Annotated in this window: 20 protein-coding genes and 1 riboswitch; of the genes, 12 read left to right on the plus strand and 8 right to left on the minus strand. The window is 64.4% G+C overall.

Annotation, left to right across the window (positions count from 1 at the left end; all coding sequences use genetic code 11):
• Positions 1-45 precede the first annotated feature (45 nt).
• From ACDH77_RS14485 to ACDH77_RS14495, 3 genes are read left to right on the plus strand one after another with little or no spacing between them, the layout of a single operon-like run.
• Entirely contained in the window at positions 46-708 is a 663-nt protein-coding gene (locus ACDH77_RS14485) for a YceI family protein (protein ID WP_031423663.1), read from the plus strand.
• A complete protein-coding gene (locus ACDH77_RS14490; RefSeq protein ID WP_008575305.1) occupies positions 705-1,268 on the plus strand; it encodes a cytochrome b in 564 nt (187 codons plus the stop codon). Before ACDH77_RS14485 ends, ACDH77_RS14490 begins: the two co-directional genes overlap by 4 nt.
• A gap of 9 nt (positions 1,269-1,277) precedes the next feature.
• Positions 1,278-1,847: a YceI family protein gene (locus ACDH77_RS14495; protein WP_011348193.1), complete on the plus strand. Its 570-nt coding sequence runs from the start codon at positions 1,278-1,280 to the stop codon at positions 1,845-1,847.
• A gap of 146 nt (positions 1,848-1,993) precedes the next feature.
• On the opposite strand, the gene ACDH77_RS14500 is transcribed toward ACDH77_RS14495, so the two are convergent.
• On the minus strand, positions 1,994-2,233 hold the full coding sequence (locus ACDH77_RS14500) for a glutaredoxin family protein (protein WP_029819944.1): 240 nt from the start codon (positions 2,231-2,233) through the stop codon (positions 1,994-1,996).
• 87 nt (positions 2,234-2,320) lie between these two features.
• Between ACDH77_RS14500 and ACDH77_RS14505 the strand changes: the two genes are divergently transcribed.
• Positions 2,321-3,703 carry an L-serine ammonia-lyase gene (locus ACDH77_RS14505; RefSeq protein WP_011348195.1) on the plus strand — a complete coding sequence of 461 codons (1,383 nt, stop codon included), beginning with the start codon at positions 2,321-2,323 and terminating at the stop codon, positions 3,701-3,703.
• Positions 3,704-4,034: 331 nt separating this feature from the next.
• Positions 4,035-5,042 (plus strand): alpha/beta fold hydrolase, encoded by a 1,008-nt coding sequence (locus ACDH77_RS14510; RefSeq protein WP_109290823.1) that lies wholly within the window; start codon positions 4,035-4,037, stop codon positions 5,040-5,042.
• Positions 5,043-5,194: 152 nt separating this feature from the next.
• Here the strand turns inward: ACDH77_RS14510 and ACDH77_RS14515 are convergent, their stop codons facing one another.
• Genes ACDH77_RS14515 through ACDH77_RS14525 form a run of 3 tightly spaced genes read right to left on the minus strand, consistent with a single transcriptional unit; the run spans position 5,195 to position 8,525 of the window.
• Positions 5,195-6,283 (minus strand): homoserine dehydrogenase, encoded by a 1,089-nt coding sequence (locus ACDH77_RS14515; RefSeq protein ID WP_181388251.1) that lies wholly within the window; start codon positions 6,281-6,283, stop codon positions 5,195-5,197.
• A complete protein-coding gene (locus ACDH77_RS14520) occupies positions 6,280-7,497 on the minus strand; it encodes an O-succinylhomoserine (thiol)-lyase (RefSeq protein ID WP_029819947.1) in 1,218 nt (405 codons plus the stop codon). Before ACDH77_RS14520 ends, ACDH77_RS14515 begins: the two co-directional genes overlap by 4 nt.
• Positions 7,494-8,525, minus strand: a complete 1,032-nt coding sequence (locus ACDH77_RS14525; RefSeq protein WP_011348198.1) for a homoserine O-succinyltransferase — start codon at positions 8,523-8,525, stop codon at positions 7,494-7,496. Before ACDH77_RS14525 ends, ACDH77_RS14520 begins: the two co-directional genes overlap by 4 nt.
• Before the next feature lie 69 nt (positions 8,526-8,594).
• Positions 8,595-8,715: riboswitch (SAM riboswitch) on the minus strand.
• A gap of 127 nt (positions 8,716-8,842) precedes the next feature.
• Between ACDH77_RS14525 and ACDH77_RS14530 the strand changes: the two genes are divergently transcribed.
• From ACDH77_RS14530 to ACDH77_RS14545, 4 genes are all read left to right on the plus strand, one after another.
• A complete protein-coding gene (locus tag ACDH77_RS14530; RefSeq protein ID WP_109290817.1) occupies positions 8,843-9,748 on the plus strand; it encodes a M23 family metallopeptidase in 906 nt (301 codons plus the stop codon).
• 138 nt (positions 9,749-9,886) lie between these two features.
• Positions 9,887-11,491 (plus strand): peptide chain release factor 3, encoded by a 1,605-nt coding sequence (locus ACDH77_RS14535; protein ID WP_008572087.1) that lies wholly within the window; start codon positions 9,887-9,889, stop codon positions 11,489-11,491.
• Between the two features lie 75 nt (positions 11,492-11,566).
• Positions 11,567-12,211 carry a PAQR family membrane homeostasis protein TrhA gene (gene trhA, locus ACDH77_RS14540; RefSeq protein ID WP_008572085.1) on the plus strand — a complete coding sequence of 215 codons (645 nt, stop codon included), beginning with the start codon at positions 11,567-11,569 and terminating at the stop codon, positions 12,209-12,211.
• A 58-nt stretch (positions 12,212-12,269) separates the two neighbouring features.
• Positions 12,270-14,225: an AsmA family protein gene (locus ACDH77_RS14545; RefSeq protein ID WP_372353516.1), complete on the plus strand. Its 1,956-nt coding sequence runs from the start codon at positions 12,270-12,272 to the stop codon at positions 14,223-14,225.
• 12 nt (positions 14,226-14,237) lie between these two features.
• On the opposite strand, the gene ACDH77_RS14550 is transcribed toward ACDH77_RS14545, so the two are convergent.
• The 3 genes from ACDH77_RS14550 to mtgA are packed head-to-tail and all read right to left on the minus strand — an operon-like array spanning position 14,238 to position 16,415.
• Positions 14,238-14,666, minus strand: coding sequence for a CBS domain-containing protein (locus tag ACDH77_RS14550; protein ID WP_109290815.1), 429 nt, complete (start codon positions 14,664-14,666; stop codon positions 14,238-14,240).
• Positions 14,626-15,672, minus strand: a complete 1,047-nt coding sequence (locus tag ACDH77_RS14555; protein ID WP_372353517.1) for a glycosyltransferase family 2 protein — start codon at positions 15,670-15,672, stop codon at positions 14,626-14,628. The genes ACDH77_RS14550 and ACDH77_RS14555 overlap by 41 nt, the downstream gene beginning before the upstream one ends.
• Entirely contained in the window at positions 15,669-16,415 is a 747-nt protein-coding gene (mtgA, locus tag ACDH77_RS14560; protein WP_109290810.1) for a monofunctional biosynthetic peptidoglycan transglycosylase, read from the minus strand. Before mtgA ends, ACDH77_RS14555 begins: the two co-directional genes overlap by 4 nt.
• Before the next feature lie 74 nt (positions 16,416-16,489).
• Between mtgA and ACDH77_RS14565 the strand changes: the two genes are divergently transcribed.
• From ACDH77_RS14565 to ACDH77_RS14575, 3 genes are all read left to right on the plus strand, one after another.
• Positions 16,490-17,380 (plus strand): Hsp33 family molecular chaperone HslO, encoded by an 891-nt coding sequence (locus ACDH77_RS14565; protein ID WP_109290808.1) that lies wholly within the window; start codon positions 16,490-16,492, stop codon positions 17,378-17,380.
• Between the two features lie 153 nt (positions 17,381-17,533).
• A complete protein-coding gene (locus ACDH77_RS14570) occupies positions 17,534-18,367 on the plus strand; it encodes a hypothetical protein (RefSeq protein ID WP_029819951.1) in 834 nt (277 codons plus the stop codon).
• 242 nt (positions 18,368-18,609) lie between these two features.
• On the plus strand, positions 18,610-21,462 hold the full coding sequence (locus ACDH77_RS14575; protein WP_071118557.1) for a TonB-dependent receptor domain-containing protein: 2,853 nt from the start codon (positions 18,610-18,612) through the stop codon (positions 21,460-21,462).
• Between the two features lie 114 nt (positions 21,463-21,576).
• Here ACDH77_RS14575 and ACDH77_RS14580 read toward each other — a convergent pair whose 3' ends face one another.
• Positions 21,577-22,185, minus strand: a complete 609-nt coding sequence (locus ACDH77_RS14580) for a TetR/AcrR family transcriptional regulator (RefSeq protein WP_003482399.1) — start codon at positions 22,183-22,185, stop codon at positions 21,577-21,579.
• Between the last annotated feature and the right edge of the window lie 31 nt (positions 22,186-22,216).

Genomic DNA, 22,216 nt, shown 5'->3' on the forward strand with positions numbered 1-22,216 from the left:
GCGCAAGCCGAGCGCGCGTTGCCGGGATATGTCTAGAATCCGCCCATGACAATCCTCGCCCGCCTATTGGTGTCCTCTGCCCTGGTTGCAACCAGCCTCGCCGCCACCGCTGCGCCTGTGCGGTATGCGCTGGATCCGGTGCATACCCGCGTGTTGTTCGCGGTGGAACATGCCGGCTTTTCCAAGGCATTGGGCACCGTTTCCGGAAGTAGCGGCACCTTGGTCTTCGACCCGGACGACTGGGCCGCCGCCCGGCTGGATGTCACCGTGCCGCTGCACCGCGCAGACCTGGGCGATGCCAAGTGGAACCAGGCCACCCTGGCACGCAACCTACTCGACGCCGAGCGCTTTCCCGACGCGCATTTCGTCTCCACGCACGTCGAGGCCAGCGGCGAAAACCACGCCAAGGTCAGCGGTAACCTGACCCTGCACGGGGTCACCCGCCCGGTCACCCTGGACGTCACCCTCAACGCGCTCAAGCGCCATCCGCTCCCGCCGTTCCGCCGTACGGCCGGTTTCTCCGCCACCGCCACGCTGAGCCGTTCCGAGTTCGGGATTGATGCCTGGAAATCGATGATCGGCGACAGCGTGGAGTTGCGCATCGAAGCCGAAGCCGTGCGCGAAGGGCGCGCCGACGACGAGACCCCCGAGCCGCAAGCCGCACCCACGCCTGCGGACGCCGCCGCCACCCAGGAATCGGGCACATGAGCATGAAGAACCTCGAGCGCTGGGGCGGTGTGAGCCAGACCCTGCACTGGTTGATCGCACTGCTGATCCTGGTGCTGGGCATCGTCGGCCTGACCATGGGCGAGCTGCCCAAGACCCCGAAATACTTCTGGGTGTACACGGCGCACAAATCGGTGGGGCTGACTGTCCTGGCCTTGGTGATCGTGCGGCTTGGGTGGCGCATTTACGCCGGCGCACCGCCGCCGGTGGCCGGTACGCCGCGCTGGCAGGAGCGCATCGCCGGGTTCACCCACTGGCTGCTGTACGCCATGATCTTCGCCATGCCGCTGTCGGGCTGGTTGTACGACTCCACCAGCGGCCTGCGGCCGTTTCGCTGGTTCGGCCTGTTCAATGTGCCCAAGCTCAGCCCCCCGGACGAACAATTGCGCGCCATTGCGCACTTCGTCCACGAATGGGGTTTCTGGTTGCTGATTGCCGTGGTATTGGCGCATGCCGGCGCTGCGTTTTACCACCACCTGTTCCAGCGCGACGCCACCCTGGCGCGGATGTTGCCGCGTGGCTGGCTGGCTCCCAAACCATAAGGATTTCCCATGTCGTCCAAGTTGTTTGTCTCTCCGATGCTGGTCGCGGCCTCGCTGGTTGCCACGTTCGCCGCCGCCCCGGTGCTGGCCGCCGATTACGTGCAGGCGCCCGGCTCCAGCCTGGTATTTGCCAGCAAGTACGACGGTGAAGTGTTCACCGGCAAGTTCCCCGGCTTCGACACCACGCTGAGTTTCGATCCGGCCAACCTTGCCGGGGCCAAGCTCGACGTGCGCATCCCACTGGCCAGCGCGGTCAGCGGCAACAACGATCGCGATTCCACCCTGCAGGGTCCGGATTTCTTCAATGTCGCCAAGTTCGCCACTGCGCGCTACCGCGCCGACAAGTTCCGCGCCCTGGGCGGCAACCAGTACGCTGCCGATGGCACCTTGGAACTGCGCGGTGTCAGCAAGCCGGTGACGCTGACCTTTACCTGGACGCCCGGCGCGCAGCCGGTGCTGTCCGGCAAGGCCGTCGTCAAGCGGCTGGACTTTGGCGTGGGCGGCGGCGACTGGGCCGACACCAAGACCATTCCCAACGAAACCGCGATCAGCACCAAGGTCGTGTTGAAGGCGAAGTAACGCCACAGGCTGCAACCGGACGCAGCCACTGAGCGGCGGACTACTCGTCGGGTCCGCCGCTTTTTTGTGCCCACATGGCGTGGAACAGCGAGCCGGTGCTCACCGGCTGCAATAGATTGCGGAGCCGGCGCGTTGTCGTGCCGCTCCTACCGCTCGGCGACGTCGTCGTCCAGCCATGCACGCAAGCGCACGCGATCGAACGGCCAATCCAGCTCGCGTCCACGCGCATCGCGCAGCACCGGCACGCGCGCGCCGTAAACGACCTCAAGCGCCGCGTCGTCGTCGATGAACACGCTGTCGAAATCGCCTGCACGCGCCTGCGCCAGCACTTCCAAGGCCTGGTCGCACAGGTGGCAATCGTCGCGCTGGTACAGGGTCAGGGGCATCGGCCGGGCTCTCATGCTGCGCTGCAGCCGTGCCGCAAGCGCCGAACGACTAGAATAGCCGCCTTTACGCTCACCTCTCCGGCACGCATGGCTGTCAGCACGTTCGACCTGTTCAAGATCGGTATCGGCCCGAGTTCCTCCCACACCGTGGGGCCGATGCGCGCCGCCGAGCGCTTCGTGCATCGCTGGCTGCTCGATGCCGGGCGCCTGCAGGACGTGGTGCGCATCCGCGCCGAAGTCTTCGGCTCGCTCGCCCTGACCGGCCGCGGCCATGGCACCGACAAGGCGGTGCTGCTCGGGCTGGAGGGCCACCGCCCCAACCTGATCGACCCGGACATCATCCCCGCCACGCTGGAGCGCATTCGTACCAGCAAGCGCATCACCTTGATGGGCCAGCACGCCATCGTCTTCGACGAAAAGCGCGACCTTCCGATGAACAAGCGGCAGAAGCTGCCGTACCACACCAACGGCATGCGCTTTACCGCCTACGATGCCGATGAAGCCGTCATCGCCACACGCGATTACTATTCGGTCGGCGGCGGCTTCGTGGTCAATCAGGACGACGCCGCAGACGACCGCATCGTGGCCGACGAAACGCCGCTGCCCTACCCGTTCCTCAGCGGCGACGAACTGCTGGCGCAGTGCGCGCGCAGCGGCCTGAGCATTGCCGCGCTGATGTTCGAGAACGAAAAGAGCTGGCGCAGCGAAGAGGAGATCCGTGCGGGCCTGCGCGAACTGTGGAATGCGATGCAGTCCTGCGTGAAGCGCGGCATCCGCGAAGAAGGCACGCTACCGGGCGGCCTGAATGTCTCCCGTCGCGCACCAGCGCTGTACCGCGAACTGTCCTCCAAGCCGGAGGCGGCCATGCGCGACCCGTTGACCACGCTGGATTGGGTCAACCTGTACGCACTGGCCGTCAACGAAGAAAACGCCGCAGGCGGCCGCGTGGTCACCGCGCCGACCAACGGCGCGGCCGGCATCATTCCGGCGGTGCTGCATTATTTCGACCGCTTCTGCGCAGGCGCATCCGAACAACGCATCTTCGATTTCCTGCTCACCGCAGCGGCCATCGGCATTCTCTACAAGGAAAACGCCTCGATTTCCGGTGCCGAAGTCGGCTGCCAGGGCGAAGTGGGCGTGGCCTGCTCGATGGCCGCCGGCGGCCTGGTTGCCGCACTCGGCGGCAACCCCGGGCAGATCGAAAACGCCGCGGAAATCGGCATGGAACACAACCTGGGCCTGACCTGCGACCCGATCGGCGGGCTGGTACAGATTCCGTGCATCGAACGCAACGCCATGGGCGCGGTGAAGGCCATCAACGCCAGCCGCATGGCCATGCGTGGCGACGGCAAGCACAAGGTCTCGCTGGACAAGGTCATCAAGACCATGCGCGACACCGGCCGCGACATGCAGGATAAGTACAAGGAAACCAGCCGCGGCGGGCTGGCGGTGAACGTCATCGAATGCTGAGCCAATCGTAGGCGGAGTGCTGCTCAACCCAGCGCGCGCAGCGACGAAAAAACCCGCTCCACGGATGCATGCCCTTGCATTGCCGTTCTCGTGCACGCAGGAAGAAGATGCGCGAAATGCAGACAAGGGACGCACCAGCCGCGGGGACGCGCTGCCCTGCTCCCGCACGCGGGAGAAGGTGCGCGAAGCGCGGATGAGGGCAATAGAGGTCGGCGCACGCATCGGAGCCGGGTCGCCAGTCATCGTCAGCAACGCGCCTGCAGCGCCCGCCAACCGTCACCCGGCTGTACGTTCCCACCACATTCGCCGCTGTACCGTCAGGGCTGGATTGATGGAGATCACGATGCGAAAGCGCGTTTGCACCCTCATGCTCGCCCTGGCCAGTAGTCCGCTCCTGGCGCAGGAAGCCAGTTATGGCCCGCGGCTGGAAGGCTTCGACTACCCACATCCAGTCAAGACTTATGCATTCACCTCGCAACAGCAGCCGCTGGAAATGGCCTATCTGGATGTTGCGCCAACCGGCACGCCCAATGGCCACACTGCGGTGCTGTTGCATGGCAAGAACTTCTGCGCCGCCACCTGGGAAGACAGCATCGCCGCGCTAAGCAAGGCCGGCTACCGCGTCATCGCGCCAGACCAGATCGGTTTCTGCAAGTCCAGCAAGCCGGCCGCCTATCAGTTTTCGTTCGCGCAACTGGCAGACAATACGCATGCGTTGTTGAAGACGCTCGGCATCGAACGTGCGGTGGTGGTCGGCCATTCGATGGGCGGCATGCTGGCCATTCGCTATGCGCTGATGCACCCGCAAGCCACCGAGCATCTGGCGCTGGTGGACCCCATCGGGCTGGAAGACTGGAAGGCCGAAGGCGTCCCCTGGCGCAGCGTGGATGCGTGGTACGACAACGAGCTGAAGACCAGCTTCGAACGGATCAAGAAGTACCAGATGGATGTGTACTACGCCGGTCAATGGAAGCCGGCATTCGAACGCTGGGCGCGCATGCAGGCCGGTATGTCGCTGGGCAAGGGCAAGCAGGCCGTGGCGTGGAATCAGGCGCTGACCTACGACATGGTGTTCAACCAGCCGGTGGTCTACGAGCTGCCCAGACTTGCGGTGCCGACCACGCTGTTCATCGGCCTCAAGGACCGCACCGCCATCGGCAAGGACACCGCACCGCCCGAGGTCAAGGCACGTGTGGGCGATTACACCAAGCTGGGCAAGCGCGCGGCAGCCGCGATTCCGAATGCGAAACTGATCGAGTTCGCCGATCTGGGCCATTCGCCACAGGTGCAGGACCCGGCCCGCTTCAATGCTGCGCTGTTGAAGGCGATCGCGCAGTAATGCTGTGGGTCTATGCGAGGGCAACGGTCGGTCGCCCTCGCATCTTCACCGCGGCCGGTCGAAACCGGCTGCAGCCAGCACCGATGGGCAGATCGCACACTCCAGCGCCGCAAGGCGCACGGCAACGCACCGGCGTCAGCTCGGTCGCGCCATCAGCCGGCCACGATCCGCAGCACGTCATCCAGCAACGCCGCTGCAGTCACCTCGGCGCCCGCGCCCGGGCCCTGGATCAGCAGCGGCTGCGCGCGATAGCGGTCACTGCTGATCGCCACGCGGTTGTCGGTCCCGGCACCGCCGGCCAGGGGGTGGTCCAGCGCCAGCTCACGCAATCCCACGCTTGCACCATGCGCGTCCACACGGCCGACAAAGCGCAGGCAACGCCCTGCCGCACGCGCTTGTTGCCAACGCGCGCCCACCACCGCATCCAGCGCGCCCAACTGCGCATCCAGTTCAGCAAGCGGCGCCTTGGCAATGACGGCAGGCACCAGCGATTCCACATGCACCTGCTCGGCTTCCAGTTGCCACCCCGCGGCACGCGCCAGGATCAGCAGCTTGCGCCGCACATCCTCGCCAGAGAGATCGATGCGTGGATCCGGCTCGGTATAACCAGCCGCCATCGCTTCGCGCACACAGGCAGAAAACGCGCCACTGCCGTCGTAGCGATGAAACAGCCACGCCAACGATCCGGACAACACGCCTTCGATCGAATGAATGCGATCCCCGCCGGCGACCAAGGCGCGCACGCTGCTCAACACCGGTAGCCCGGCGCCCACAGTGGCGCTGTCGCCGTAATACGCGCCGCTGGCATGGCGGGCCGCATGCAGCGCCTGCGCACGCGACAACGCGGTGCCCTGGCCCAGTTTGTTGGCGGTGACCACATGCACACCGCGCTGCAACCATTCGACATGCCAATCGGCCACGACATCGCTGGCAGTCGCATCCACCAGTACATCGCCGGCACCCAGTGCGGTGGTTTCTGCCCAGGGCTGCAAGAGCGTTTGCCCGCGCGGCGCCGCATTGGCGTGCTGCAGGGCCTGCTCGGCGCTGACGCCACAATCCTGCGCAATACGCGAATTGGCCAGCCAATCGAAGCGCGGCAAGCGCAGTTGGCGCTGCTGCAGCGCGGTGTAGCGCGTCACGAACGCGCGCCCCACGGTGCCGGTCCCCAGCAAGGCCAGGCGCGGTGTGGGCGTCACTGCAGCGACCGGAGCGCGGCGCGAAACGGGCAGGACATTGCTCACGCGTCGACCTGTTTGCGGCTGGCGGTGGTCAGGGTCGCTTCGGCACGGGCCAGGCCGGCGCGCAGATCGATCAGCAGATCGTCGGCCGATTCGATCCCGATCGACAAGCGCAGCAAGCCATCGGAAATACCGGCTGCCGCACGCGCTTCGGCGGTCATTGCCGCGTGCGTCATCGAGGCCGGATGCGCGATCAGGCTTTCCACGCCGCCCAACGATTCGGCCAGGGTGAAGTAACGCAAGCCATCGACGAACGCACGCACGGCCGCTTCGCCGCCTTCCAGCTCGAAACTCATCATCGCCCCGAAGCCCTTCTGCTGACGCGCGGCCAGTGCATGGCCCGGATGCGAGGCCAGCCCCGGAAAATACACCCGATTCACCGCCGCATGGCCGTCCAGCAACGCAGCGATCGCATCGGCGTTTTCCTGATGCACGCGCAGCCGGGCATCCAGCGTGCGCAGACCGCGCAAGGTAAGGAAGGCATCGAACGGCGAGCCGGTCAGGCCCAACGCATTGGCCCACCACACCAGTTGCTGATGCAGTTGGGCATCGCGTGCCACCACCGCACCGCCCACCACATCGCTATGGCCGTTGATGTATTTGGTGGTGGAGTGCAGGACCAGATCGGCACCGAAATCCAGCGGCTTCTGCAGCGCCGGCGACAGGAACGTGTTGTCCACCACCGTCAATGCGCCGACCTTCCTTGCAGCTTCGATGACAAAGCGCAGATCGGTGATGCGCAGCAGCGGGTTGGACGGGGTTTCGATCAGCACCAGCTTGGGCGACTGCGCCAATGCGTCGGCCAGCGAACGCGGATCGGTCAGATCCGCGGTGATCAGCGCGAAGTGGCCTTTCTTGGCCAATGCATTGAACAGGCGCCAGCTGCCGCCGTACGCATCGTGCGGCACCACCAGCGTATCGCCGGGTTGCAGCACCGCGTTGAGCACCAGATTGATCGCGCCCATGCCGGTGGAGGTGATCACGCCGCCCGCGCCGCCTTCCAATTCGGCCAGCGCTTCGCCTAACAGGTCGCGGGTCGGATTGCCGCTGCGGGTGTAGTCGTACTGGCGCTTGTTGCCGAAACCATCGAACGAGAAATTCGACGACAGCACGATCGGCGGGGTCACTGCCCCGTAGGCGGTGTCGCGATCGATACCGGCACGCACGGCGGCGGTGGCAGCAGTACAGGGGGCGTCGGTGGGGTCACGAAAGCTCATGCGGTTTCTCCGGTGCTGCGAAGGGCGGTAGTGAGGATTGCGTCGATGCGATCGATTTCTTTCAGGAAGGCGTCGTGCCCATACGGCGAGCGCAACACGCGCAGGCTGCCGCGCGGGCCGAGGCCTTCGACCAGGCTGACCATGTCGGCCAGCGGTACCAGGCGGTCGCCCTCCACCGCCACCACCACGGTGGGCACGCGCACTTGCGCGGGGTCGATGCGATGCAGGTCGATCGATTCGGACAGGCGCAGATACGCGTTCACCGGCGTGCGCGCCACGTACTGCGCACCGGCGGCGTCCAGATAGTCCTCGGCGGCCACACGCACGCGGCCGTTGATGACCTCCGGCGGCGCATCGAAGCGCTCGCTGAATTCTTCCGGCGTGCGGTAGCTGAGCATGGCGAACTGACGCGCCAGCGCCAGGCCATGCTGCTCCGCGCACTGCAGCTGGCCCAGCGCCACCGCGCGGCGCTGCAGGGCACGCCAGGCCGCCGCATACGGATGCGCGCGGTGCGCGCCGCTCACCGCGACCAGGGTGCCGACACGGGCCGCATGGCGAATTGCAAATTGCAATCCCACCAGCGCACCGTAGGAATAGCCGACAAAGCCATGCAAGCGTCCGATGCCCAGCGCGTCCAGCAAGGCGGCAATCGCATCGGCCTGATCGGCGGTATCGATCGGCGCGTCCAGGTTGCCGTCGGCACCGAGAAAGTCGAATGCCAGCAGGCGACGCGCGGCAGGATCCAGTGCGCGGCCATCGCCGACCAGCCCATCCACCCAGCCCTTTTCGGGGAACAGGTCGCTGGCGGCCAGATGGCGGTGCGCGGAAATCCCGCCGGCCACGAACACCACCGGCGCATTGGCCGCGCCGATCAGTTCATAGCGCAGCCGCAGCTCGCGCATGCCGGCATGCCGCATCGGCAGGGCGATGACGCGTTCGCCGCGAACGGCAGTGATGCCGTCATCGCTGCTGGCGGGGGTGTCAACGAAATCGTTGGTAGACGGCGATGCTGTGTTCACGAGGCTCATGGCGGTATCCAGGTGGATCGGCCATCGAGCTTCGCGGAGCTCGCGTTCGACGTGCGCAAAGCACGATTCGAACCATCTTTCGGCGGACGCGGAGGTCCCCGCAGGATTTGGCACCAAACGCGGACGCTTGCGCGCTCCGCTGGCTGCCCCGGCATCAAAGGGCCTGTCCCTCCGCCGGTCTCGATGGTGAGGCAAAGATGCCACCGGATTCTTGCGATGTCAATCTCTTCATGCGGATGGAAAGATATATTTTCATCCGATACCACTCGGGTCGATGCTGGGCCGCATACTTGCGCCCCCTTGCTCGAGTCGATGGCGTGCCCTACCACGTGTCTCGTACTGCCCTGCCCGCCCTGATCGCGGCATGCGTCTTGCTGCCGGCCTGGGTACCTGCGGCACACGCACAACAGCCTTGGCACTGGCCCGGCGCTGCCAAGCACTCGCCCCAGGCACCTGGCGCACACCCCGCGACGGCAGCCACAGGCACTGGCGCCTCGCTGCAACTGGAATGGCAGGCACCGGTGTATCTGGCCTGGGTCACCAATCCACTGGCCGGGCCTGCGCAACTACGCCTGAGCGCACCGCCCAGCGAGGATTACCGCGCCGTGCCGCAATTACCGCTGACGCTCGAGTTGGCCGCACACGAGCGCCGCCTCGTGACCCGGCTGTATCCAGCCAGCAATCAGCGCACCCTGGGCGGTTTCGGCCTCACGCTCGAGGTGGTGCCGGGCGATCCGAGGGCCGCCCCGCAGCCTGTGCGCTATCAATTGCCATTCCACAACATGCCGGTGCAGGTGGCGCAGGGCTTTGGCGGGCAGTTCAGCCACGCCGATCCGCCCAACTGGTATGCGGTGGACTTCGCCATGCCGCAGGGCACGCCGGTGCTGGCAGCGCGCGAGGGCGTGGTCATGGAAGTGCAGCGCGATGTCCTCGACAGCACCCCAAGCGACCCCGCCGCTGGCGGCGGCAACCTGGTGCGCGTCCTGCATGCCGACGGCAGCATGGCCCTGTACGCCCACTTGGCGCCCGACGGCGTGGCGGTGCGACCTGGCCAGGCGGTGCGCACCGGCGAACGGCTTGGCGCCTCAGGCAATACCGGCTTCAGCACCGCGCCGCATCTGCATTTTGCAATCCAGCGCAATGCCGACATGCAGTTGCTCTCGTTGCCGTTCCGCATGCTCGGCCCGCAGGGCGAGCTGCGGTTTCCCTCGCCAGCGCCCTGACCGCCACAGGCTTGACCGACGTCCGCCGCCCAAATCGCCGAGCCCAACCCCTGCCGCAAAAGCGTGCCGCAGCGAAGCCGCTATAATCGTCGGCTTCCTCAGTTTCCGCAGGCGTCCGACCGGGCGCGCGCCCCGCCCATGTCCGAAGTCTCCAACGAAGCCGCGCGCCGGCGCACCTTCGCCATCATTTCCCATCCAGATGCCGGCAAGACCACGCTGACCGAAAAGCTGTTGCTGTTCGGCGGCGCGATCCAGATGGCCGGCTCGGTGAAGGGCCGCAAGGCCGCACGCCATGCCACCTCGGACTGGATGGCGCTGGAAAAAGAGCGCGGCATCTCGGTGACCTCCTCGGTGATGCAGTTCCCGTACGAGGGCAAGATCGTCAACCTGCTCGACACGCCCGGCCACGCCGACTTCGGCGAGGATACCTACCGCGTGCTCACCGCGGTGGACTCGGCGCTGATGGTCATCGACGTGGCCAAGGGCGTGGAAGAACGCACCATCAAACTGATGGAAGTCTGCCGGCTGCGCGACACGCCCATCATGACCTTCATCAACAAGCTCGATCGCGAGGGCAAGAACCCGATCGATCTGCTGGATGAAGTGGAAACCGTGCTCGGCATCCAGTGCGCGCCGGTCACCTGGCCGATCGGCATGGGCCAGCGCCTCAAGGGCGTGGTGCACCTGATCTCCGGCGAAGTGCATCTGTACGAACAGGGGCGCAATTTCACCCGTCAGGATTCCACCATCTTCCCCTCGCTGGAGGCGCCCGGCCTGGTCGAAAAGATCGGCGAGCAGATGCTGGCCGAGCTGCGCGAGGAGCTGGAACTGGTGCAAGGTGCCAGCAACCCGTTCGATCTTGACGCGTACCGCGCCGGCCAGCAGACCCCGGTGTTCTTCGGTTCGGGCGTCAACAATTTCGGCGTGCAACCGTTGCTGGATTTCTTCGTCGAACACGCACCGCCGCCGCAGGCGCGCGAAACCACCGGCCGCCGCGTGGAGCCGACCGAAGCCAAATTGAGCGGCTTCGTGTTCAAGATTCAGGCCAACATGGATCCGCAGCATCGCGACCGCGTGGCCTTCATGCGCGTGTGCTCTGGCAAGTTCACTGCCGGCATGAAGACGCTGCATGTGCGCAGCGGCAAGGACGTCAAATTGGCCAATGCACTGACCTTCATGGCGTCCGATCGCGAGATCGCCGCAGAAGCGTGGCCGGGCGATGTCATCGGCATCCATAACCACGGCACCATTTCCATCGGCGACACCTTCACCGAAGGCGAATCGCTGTCGTTCACCGGCATTCCCAACTTCGCGCCGGAACTGTTCCGCCGCGCGCGCCTGCGCGATCCGCTCAAGCTCAAGCAATTGCAGAAGGGCCTGGCGCAGCTGTCCGAAGAGGGCGCCACGCAATTCTTCCGCCCGTTGATGAGCAACGACCTGATCCTGGGCGCGGTCGGTGTACTGCAGTTCGACGTGGTCGCGTACCGGCTCAAGGACGAATACGGCGTGGATGCGATCTTCGAGCCGGTGAGCGTCACCACTGCACGCTGGGTGCACTGCGACAATCCCAAGAAGCTGGAAGAATTTCGCGAAAAAAATGCCGGCAACCTGGGCATCGACGCGGCCGGCCAGCTGGTGTACCTGGCACCGACTCGCGTGAATCTGCAGCTGGCACAGGAACGCGCGCCGGATGTGCGCTTTTCGGCCACCCGCGAACATGCGCATGTCAAGGCGATCGATTGACCTGCACATGACCTGCGGCAAGCGTGCGGTACCGCTGGCGATGCGAATTGCTCGCAATTGCGGTACCTTTTTGGCATGAACGCAGACGCCTCCCCCTCGACCGACCTGCGCGACGAAATCGCCAGTGCCGTCACGCACGGCCTGGGTGCGGTTGCCGCACTGGCTGGTGGTTCGGTGCTGATCACGCTGGCCGCCATCTATGGCGATGGCTGGCAACTGGCCACTGCCATCGTGTTCAGTGCCACGCTGGTATTGCTCTACGTCGCCTCCACGCTGTTCCATGCCATTCCGCATCCGGGCGCCAAGGCGCGCCTGCAGGTGCTCGATCATTGCGCGATCTATCTGCTGATCGCCGGCACCTACACACCGTTTACGTTGATCAATCTGCGCGGCCCCTGGGGCTGGGGATTATTCGCCGCCATCTGGACGATCGCCGCCGCCGGGGTGATCTTCAAACTGTTTTTTACCGGTCGCTTTCGATTGCTCTCGACGGTGCTGTATCTGGCGATGGGCTGGCTGATCATCGTGGCCATCGAGCCGCTGCTGCGCTCTGTCGACACCTGGTCGCTGTGCTGGCTGCTGGCTGGCGGGCTCTTCTACACCTTGGGCACGTATTTCTATCAGCGCGACACCCAGCGTTACTTCCATGCCATCTGGCATCTGTTCGTGCTCGCCGGTAGCGCTTGCCACTTCGTTGCGGTGACCGCGCAGGTGATGTGATCTGTGACCGACAGCGCGTTCGCGCGCCGTGCACGAGCCATCGCCAACCATTGCGCACGTGAACAACGTGCCCTCCTCTCCCGCTCATTCGCCCGCCCGCGTCTCGCGCCGTCGCCGCTGGTGGATCGGGCTCGGCATCGTTGCTGTCCTCATAACGATCTTCGTCCTGCTGTTCGACTGGAACTGGTTACGCGGGCCGGTCGAACGCGCGGTCAGCGCGAAGACCGGGCGCGAATTTCATCTGGGCCATCTGGATGTCGATCTGGGCCGTATCACCACGGTGCGCGGCGAGCGATTGAGCTTGGGCAATGCGCTTTGGTCCAAGCGCGGCGCGATGGCAGAAATGAACGCGGCCGAGATCGATGTCGAATTCTGGCCATTGCTGCGCGGCAGTCTGCGGCTGCCGGAGATCCGGCTGGAGCACCCCACCCTGTTGCTGGAAGCCGGCAACGACAGCCATCCGGGTAACTGGGTCTTCGACCAGAGCGATGGCGACGGCAGCATGCCGCGCCTGGGCCGCCTGTTGGTGAACAACGGGCGGCTGCAATATATCGACGATGCCAGCCGCTCGGACGTGGATGTGGCGATCAACAGCCTGGCGCCGCCCAGCAGCGACCAGCGCGCTGCGCCGATCGGCATCGATGGCAAGGGTCGCTGGAAAGGCTACCCGTTCTCGCTCAAGGGCAATACCGCCTCGCCACTGGAATTGAGCCAGACCGAACACCCCTTCCGCATCGATCTGCGCGGCAGCGCCGGCGCCACGCGGACGCACGTGCGCGGCACCTTGACCAATCCGTTTCAGTTCCGGGTGTTCGACCTGCAGATGGCGCTCAGCGGGCAGGATATGGAAGACCTGTACCCGCTGATCGGCGTCGCGATGCCCTCCACGCCGCCTTACAAGCTGGACGGCCGCCTGCGCCGCGACGGCGATGTCTGGCGCTATGAAAAGTTCACCGGCACTGCCGGTGACAGCGATCTTTCCGGCACTGCAGAGATCGACCTGCGCAACAAGCGCCCGTTCCTGCGCGCAGACCTGGCGTCCAAGCGGCTGGATTTCGACGATCTGGCCGGGTTCGTCGGCGCGCCCCCAAAGACCGGAACCAACGAATCGGCAAACGCCGAGCAGAAAAGGCAGGCCGCGCAGCTTGCCGCCAGCCCTCGCGTTCTACCGGCAACGCCTTACGACTTGTCCAAGTTACGTGCGATGGATGCCCAGGTCCGTTGGCGTGCGCAGCGCATCAACGCGCCGTCCTGGCCACTGGACGACATGGATGCCGCGCTGACTTTGAAAGACGGCTTGCTGCGGTTGGACCCATTGAACTTCGGCGTTGCCGGCGGCGACATCCGCTCCACCATCGGCATGGATGCGCGCAATGCAGTCATCACCACCCAACTGAAGGCCAGCATTCGCGGCATTCGTCTGGATCAGCTGTTTCCCGATGCCGCGCTCGCCAAGCAGGCCTCGGGTGCGATCGGCGGCGAGCTGGATCTGCGTGGCCGCGGCAACTCCATCGCCGCGATGCTCGGCAGCGCCGATGGCAGCATCGGCGTCGGCATGGGCCGCGGCCATGTCGGCAACCTGATCATGGAGCTGGCTGGCCTGGACATCGCAGAATCGCTGAAATACCTGCTCACCAAGGACCGGCAGATCCCCGTGCGCTGCATCTTCGGCGACTTCGGCGTGCAGGACGGGCTGATGCAGTCGCGGGCACTGGCCTTCGATAGCACCGACACCATCATCGTCGGCGAAGGCAACATCAGCCTCAAGAACGAAACGCTCCATCTGCTGCTGCGTCCGCGCCCGAAAGATCGCAGCATCCTCAGCCTGCGCTCGCCGCTGCGGATCGGCGGCACCTTCAAGGACCCAAGCTTCCGCCCCGACTTCAAGGCGTTGGGCGTGCGCGGCGCGATCGCGGTCGCGCTCGGCAGCATCGCACCGCCCGCTGCCCTGCTTGCGACCTTCGAACCAGGCCCGGGCAAGGACAGCGATTGCGGCGGCAAGTACGCGCAGTAAGGCAGCGCAGCGTCAGCTGGCGATGTAACGCTGCAGCTGGTCGATATCCTGCCGCTGCGCTTCGATCACCGCCTTGACCAGGTCGCCGATCGAAATCACGCCTTGCACGCGGCCGTTTTCGACCACCGGCAGATGGCGAAAGCGTCCGTCGGTCATGAGTTGCATGCAGCGCTCCACCGTGTCCGACGGCGTCACTGTCACCACCTCGGCGCTCATGATCTCGGCGACGCTGGTCGTGGAAGACGCGCGATCGCGCAGTACCACCTTGCGTGCGTAATCGCGCTCGGAAACGATACCGACCAAGCGCGGTCCTTCCATCACCAGGACCGCGCCGATAGCCTTTTCGGCCATCAGGCGAATCGCCTCGATCACCGCGGCATCGGCGGCAACCGCAAATACCTCAACCTGCTTGGTCCCCAACAGCTGTCGTACGGTCTGCATGGCTCGCTCCGCGCTTGGTCTGGTGATCGCAGACTACTCCCACCGCGCCGCGGTGGGTATCGACCAGATACAGCGGGCGCTGCTTGGCCTCGTCGTACAGGCGGCCCAGGTATTCGCCAATCAGGCCCAGGGCAATCAGCTGAACGCCCCCCAGAAACAGGATCACCGACATCAGCGTCGGCCACCCGGCCACTGGGTCGCCCATCAGCGCAGCCTTGATGACGACCCACGCGCCGAACAGGAACGCCAGCACCGCGGTCAGCAGGCCCAGATATGTTGCCGCGCGCAGCGGCACCGTGGAAAAACTGGTAATGCCATCGAGCGCGAAATTCCACAGCCGCCATACCGTGAACTTGCTGTGCCCAGACAGACGCGGCTCACGCCGATACGGCAGCGCTACTTGGCGAAACCCGACCCAGCCGAAGAGCCCCTTCATGAAACGGTGGCGCTCGCGCAGCTGCTGCAAGGCTTGCACGACACGCGGTGACAGCAAGCGGAAATCGCCGGTATCGGCAGGAATCGGGGTACGCGACAAGCGCCGGATCACCCGATAAAACGCGTGCGCAGCGCTACGCTTGAGCCAACTCTCGCCCTCGCGAATGACCCGCGTACCGAAGATGTTGTCGTAGCCGCCACGCCATAGCGCAACGAATTCCGGGATCAGCTCTGGCGGATCCTGGCCATCGGCATCGAGCAACACCACCGCACCCGGGAGCACGTGGTCCAGTCCGGCAGAAATCGCCGCTTCCTTGCCGAAATTGCGCGACAACCGCACCGCACTCACCTGCGCATCCGCTTCGGTCAGCGCATGCAACACCTCCCAGGTGCCATCGGTGCTGCCGTCGTCGACATACAGCACGTGCGTCTGAAGTCTGGGCAGCTGCGCCAACACCGCGCACAGGCGCGGATGCAGCAGCGGAATGCTGGTTTCTTCATTGAAGGCCGCGATGAGCACCGTCAGGCGTTCGGGTGCCGGCAGCAGTTGCGCAGTCTCGATCGTGCTCACCGTGATGGCCCCTGCAGATAGGCAGGGCCGCCCAACTGGCGCGCCTGCCGCTGGATCCACGTCGCACGCCGCTGCACGAATGCACCAGGACGACGCGCGTCATAGCGCCGTGGCGATGGCAACACCGCTGCCAGGCGTGCCGATTCGCTTGGCGACAAGCCTGCCGCATCCTTGCTCCAGAACTGCTGTGCAGCCGCCTGCGCGCCATACACCCCGTCGCCGAACTCGGCCACGTTGAGATACATCTCCAGGATGCGTTGCTTCGGCCAGAACAGCTCGATCAACACCGTGTACCAGGCTTCCAGACCCTTGCGCACCCAGCTGCGGCCCTGCCACAGGAACACATTCTTGGCGACCTGCTGACTGATGGTGCTGGCGCCGCGCACGCGTCCACCGCGGGCATTGTGATCGCGCGCCTTCTCGATCGCCTGCAAGTCAAAACCGTGGTGCATCGGAAACTGCTGATCCTCCGCAGCCACCACCGAAATCGGCAGGCTTGCGGCGATCTTGTCGTAATCACGCCACTGCTGATGCAGCGAAAAACGCCAGTCGCCCTCGCCCCAGGCTTCCAGGTAACGCCCCACCATCATGCTGCTGATCGGCGGATCGACCACCCGCAAGATCAGCACCTGCAGCACGCTCGCCGCTGCAAACAGCAGCGGTGCCGCCATCAGCCAGCGCAACCAGCGCCGCGCGCGCCGCGGTGGCGTCGCCTGCTTGCCATCCCATGCATCCGTCCCCATTGTTCGCTACGACCTTCAATCCCGATGCCTGCCGCATTATCCGGCAACCCGCGTCCCTTACGCCCGATGTTTCCATGACCGATCACGATCAGCTTTCCCGTTTCCTGCTGCCCGCCGCCGGCGTGCGCGGCGTCCATGTGCGCCTGACCAAGGCCTGGCACGACATCCAGGGTGCCGCCGCCTACCCACCCGCCGCGCGCCAGCTGCTCGGCGAAGCTGCGGTGGCCGCTGCACTGTTCACCGGCCACACCAAGGTCGACGGGCGCCTGTCGGTGCAACTGCGCGGCAACGACATCTTGCGCACCCTGTTTGCCGAATGCACCGCCGCCGGCACCTTGCGCGGCATCGTGCAGCTGGCCGAGGATGCGGATGCGCCGACCGACCTGCGCGAACTGGGCGAGGCCGCGCTGCTGGCGATCACCATCGAGAACCCCGGCCTGGACCCGCGCGAGCCGCAGCGCTACCAGAGTCTGGTCGGCATGCAGGCACCTGATCTGGCCGAAGCCTTCGAAACCTATTTCCAGCAGTCCGAGCAGTTGCCGACGCGCTTGCTGCTGGCCGCTGGCCCGGATCAGGCCGCCGGCCTGCTGCTGCAGAAGCTCCCCGGCGATGAAGGCGATAACGATGGCTGGACCCGCATCGGGGCCCTGTTCGACACCCTGGGCGCACCGGAGCTGCTCTCGGTCGCCGGCCAGGACCTGCTGCATCGCCTGTTCCACGAAGAAGCGCCGCAGTTGCTCGGCAGCAAGCCACTCAGCTTCGGCTGCTCCTGTTCGCGCGAGCGGGTTGCCTCGATGCTGCAATCGCTGGGCGAAGAGGAGGCGCGTGCGGCCGCCGAGGCCACTGGCGAAGTCGAGGTGCGCTGCGAATTCTGCGGTCGTGAGTATCACTTTCCGTTGACCGCGCTGGACGTACTTTTCAACGCGGCGCAGCCCTCGCAGGAAGCGCCGGAAAGGTTGCAATAGATAGGATGACGGTTGCGTTCTGGGGGCACGCGACCACTTGTTAAATAATCATAAACACCCTAGCATCCTACTTGCCCGCTCTCGGGAACTTAACAACTGCCCCTGGGTCTGACCTCTGGTATGCGATACCTCCTGCGCCTCCCGCTAGCTTTGATGGTTGCCCTCGCGGCGGCCACAGGCGTGCATGCGCAGTCGGCGCAACAGTTGCGCGAAAGCACGATCCTGCCGGTGTGGAACAAGGGCAGCGGCAAGGTGGAAGCCTTTCTGTACCTGGAGCCGACCGGTGAGCAGAAAGCCGGTGCACGCTGGCATTTCGGCCGCAACTCGCTCGATGCGGCGTTTGGCCTGAGCTCCGGCGACTCGCTTGGCCTGCTCTGCAACAGCAGCCGCGGCACCAACATCAGCGGTCTTGCCAGCCATTGCCTGCTCGCAGGCATCGGCGATGACGAAGAAGACAGCGCGGCTGCCTCGCGCCGCGTGTCCGGCACGCTGGGCTTCAATCGCGGCACTGGCCGGGTGGGCGTCACTGCCGGCACTGGCCGCGACACCCTGCCCGCCTGGCTGATCGGTGCAGGCAAGGCCCCGTTGACGCGTGTCGAGCAAAACGACCTAACCGTCTTCGGGCAGAAGAACATCGGCCGCGAAGGCTTTGTTTCGATCGGCGGCACATATGCTCGCGCACGCCTGGTCCCGCTGGCCGATGTGTCCCCGGCCATTGCCGACCAGTGGGACAGCAAGACCTTGAGCGTTGGCGGCGGCTACGGTGCCTTTAGCGCAAATGTCATTGGTCGCGTCGTCGATGTCCCCGGCCAGCCCGAAAAGTGGGAAGGCCTGGGCCTGGGCCTGACGTGGCGCACCCCCTGGAGCGGCCAGCTCACCGTTGGCGCCGAGAACGTCATTTCCCGCGGCAAGAACCCGTTCGCACCGAGTAACGAGAGCAACAGCGACGGTACGGTTCCGTACGTCAGATACGAGCAGGATCTGTAACCCACTGATTCCATAGCAATTCTCATAACGCCATCGGCCCGCAGCCGGTGGCGTTTTTCGTTGCGGATCACGCGCCCGGCTGCCACTTTCACAGCCTTCTTCTTTTTCGTTAACGGGACTTTAATTTCTCTCGCAACGCATATACCATCGGTTCACCCTGACGTTTTGGATCCGCTTTTTTCGGAACCCCCGGCAGGCAAACAACCCTTGGCAGTACCCAAGATCACTTGGAGAGAGAGCTAATGAATTGCAAGTCCAACAAGCTGCGCGATGCAGTTGTCCTCGCGCTCGTCGTGGGTGTGGGCGGTACCGGCACCGCCATCGCCCAGGAAGCCGGCACCACCAACCTCGACAAGATCGAAGTGACGGGTTCGCGCATTAAGCGCGCCGACGTCGAAACATCGCAGCCGGTCTTCAGCATGAGCCGTCAGCAGATCGAGTCGCAGGGCTTGACCTCGATCGGCGATGTGATCCAGAACATCGCAACCAATGGTTCCGCGCTCAACACTAACGTCAACAATGGTGGCAACGGCGAAACCCGCGTCAACCTGCGCAACCTCGGCTCCAACCGCACCCTGGTGCTGGTCAATGGTCGCCGCTGGGTTGGTGGCACGGGCCTGGGCGGCGCGGTCGACCTCAACACGATTCCGACTGCTGCCGTCGAGCGCATCGAAGTCCTGAAGGACGGCGCCTCCACCATCTATGGTTCGGACGCCATCGCCGGCGTCGTCAACATCATCCTGCGCCAGAATTTCGATGGCGCGGAAGCCAACGCCTATTTTGGTCAGTACGACAAGGGTGATGGCAGCCGCGAATCCTACGACTTCACGATCGGCTCGACTGGCGACCGTTGGCACGCCACCCTGGGCGTGGGTTACGTCAAGGAAGAGCCGGTTTGGGCAGGCAATCGCGAGATCTCCTCCGTCCCGGTGTTTGGCGCTGTGCCCCGTACCGGCAACAGCACGACCATTCCGGGTGGACGTTTTGGCATTTTCGGATCGACTGGTCCGGACCCGACTACCGGCGCACCGACATTCGGCTCAACCCGCTTCAATGGCACGCCCGGCTTCTCGATCACCACCGATGGTGGCACCACCTCGCGCAACTACACCGCGGCCGACAGCTACAACTTCGCACCCGCGAACTACTTGGTGACGCCGCAGGAGCGCAAGTCGGTCTTCGCTGACGCTGGCCTGTCGATCACCGACAATGTCCGTTTCAAGACGACTGTTACTTATAACGAACGCGAATCGACGCAGGTGCTTGCACCGATGCCGATCGTTCTCGGTCGTTCGGCGCCCGGCACCAACGGTGCTGACATCGTCATTTCGGCTGCAAACATCTACAACAACACCGGCCGCGATATCGACTACATCCAGTATCGCGCCGAGGAAACCGGCGGCCGTATCTTCACCCAGAACGTAAAAACGTTCGGCTTCAACGGTGCATTCGAAGGCGACTTTGAAGTTGGCCAGCGCTTCTTCAGTTGGGAAGCAGGCATGTTCTACGGCAAGAACGACCAGACCGAGCGCACCACCGGCCTGTTCAATATTTCTGCGCTGCGTAACGCCCTCGGTCCGTCGTTCATCGACGCCTCCGGTGCAGCGCGCTGCGGCACTGCAGCAAACACCATCGATGGCTGCGTCCCGATGGACATGCTCCACGGGCCCGGGTCGCTCACTCCGGAAATGCTGCGGTATGCCGGCTTCAATGCCCATGACCTTTATGGCTACGAGCAGAAGACCTACTACGGCAACGTCGGCGGCGAACTCTTCGATATGCAGGGAGGCGCGTTCGCTTTCTCGCTGGGTGTCGAGCACCGCGAAGAATCCGGTTTCGACGATCCGGATGCGCTGATCAATTCCGGCGATACCACCGGCAACGCGCGCACCGCCACCAGTGGTGGTTACAAGCTCGACGAAGCCTATCTTGAATTGGCCGTGCCGCTTCTCGCCGATCTGCCGGGCGCTCAGCTGCTGGATTTCAGCCTGGCTACCCGTTATTCGGACTACAGCAACTTCGGCGACACCACCAACAGCAAGTTCGGTTTCCGCTGGAAGCCGATCACTGACTTGATGATCCGCGGTAACTGGTCGCAAGGCTTCCGTGCACCTTCGATCAGCGAACTGTTCCAGGGCGTCAGCGATACGTTCGAGGACGTCCGCGATCCTTGCGCAGGCTCGTACGATACTGGCGCAGTGAATACCTCGCGTCCTGGGTCTTGCGGCTCGGTGCCGGCCTACGCGCAGGCGAACCCGCAGGTCCGTACCGCGACGGGTGGCAACCAGCGTTTGAAGCCTGAAACGTCCACCTCCAAGACGTTGGGCTTCGTTTTCAGCCCGGGCTGGGTGACCGGCCTGGATGTTTCGCTCGATTGGTGGAACATTCAGATCGAAGATGCGATCGACACTCAAACCGTGCAGGAAACGCTCAACAGCTGCTACTTGGCTGGCGTGGCGAACGCCTGCTCTCTCATCCAGCGTGAAGCCACCGGTGAAATTTCGAACCTGCTGGCGGTCCCGAACAACATCGCCAGGATCGAAGCAGAAGGCTACGACCTGACGATTGGTTACCGCCTGCCTGATACGGCCTGGGGCAATTTCAGTTTCGTGTGGGATTCGACCTACCTCAGCAAGTTCGTGGTTGAGAAGCCGCTCCAGGATCCGGAAACCCGCGTTGGCCTGTATCGGGGCGGCTCGGCGCAGGACAATAACTGGCGCATCCGCTCTAACCTGATGGCCAACTGGGAATTGGGCGACATCGGCAGCTCTGTGGCGATGCGTTACTACAGCTCGCAGGTCGAAAACTGCATCGGCGCCAACGTCAGCAACCCGGTCAACATTGGCCTGCTCTGCTCGGATCCGAATCGTGTCACCAGTGCAGGTGCAGCACCTCGCAACCACATCCCGAGCGTGACCTATACCGATATCAGTGCGTACTGGAAGGCGCCATGGAATGCGCGTGTCACGGTCGGCGTCAACAACGCGTTTGATCGGGATCCGCCGCAATCTGCTACGGCGTTTGCAAATAGCTTCGATCCGCAGTACGAAATCCCGGGTCGCTTCTATTACATGCGCTACACCCAGAAGTTCTGATAATTGGTTTAGAAAAAGTCAGTATCAAAAGGCCGCGATTCGAAAGAATCGCGGCCTTTTCGTTAGTCCTCACTGTCAGACATCTCGCTGGCGCTGCTACGCACGCCCAATAGCTCACCCCGGAATCAACGTCTGGATCACATGCTCGACGTAGGCTTCGAAATCTTCCCGGGCCGGCTTGGGCTGTTGCAATTGCAGCGAGAGTTGCAGGAAGCCGACATAGGCGGCGTAGGCCAGGCGAGCGCGGTGCTGGGCGTCGGTGCGGGTCAGGCCGGCTTGGCGGAACGAGGCGATCAGGTAATCGAGGCGACGTTGCGAAACGCGGTCGATGACCGGGCGCACGGCCGGGTGGTCGAGTGCCTTGAGCAGTTCGCTATAGATGACGTGCGGTTTGACTTCGTGGGCAACCAGCTGAAACAACGCGCGCAGGCGAGCGCTGGGGTCGGGTACGTCTTCCAGGCTGCCGAACACTTCTTTTTGCTCGAAGATTTCCCAGCGCTCAAGGGCCGCCTGCAGCAGAGCGTCGCGCGAGGGGAAGTGCCAGTAGAAGCTGCCTTTGGTGACGCCGAGCCGGCGCGCCAGCGGCTCGACTGCAACCGCGCCCACCCCTTGTTCGGCGATCAGGTCGAGCGCGGCCTGTGCCCAATCGTCCGCGCTGAGGCGATTGCCGCGACCGGAGCTGGCGCGGGGCGTGGTGAGGCTGGAGTCGATGGTGTCGTTCATGCCGCGATTTAACCATACGCTTGTGTCAGTT

The sequence above is a fragment of the Xanthomonas axonopodis pv. maculifoliigardeniae genome (assembly GCF_041519315.1).
Classification (GTDB): Bacteria; Pseudomonadota; Gammaproteobacteria; order Xanthomonadales; family Xanthomonadaceae; genus Xanthomonas; species Xanthomonas euvesicatoria.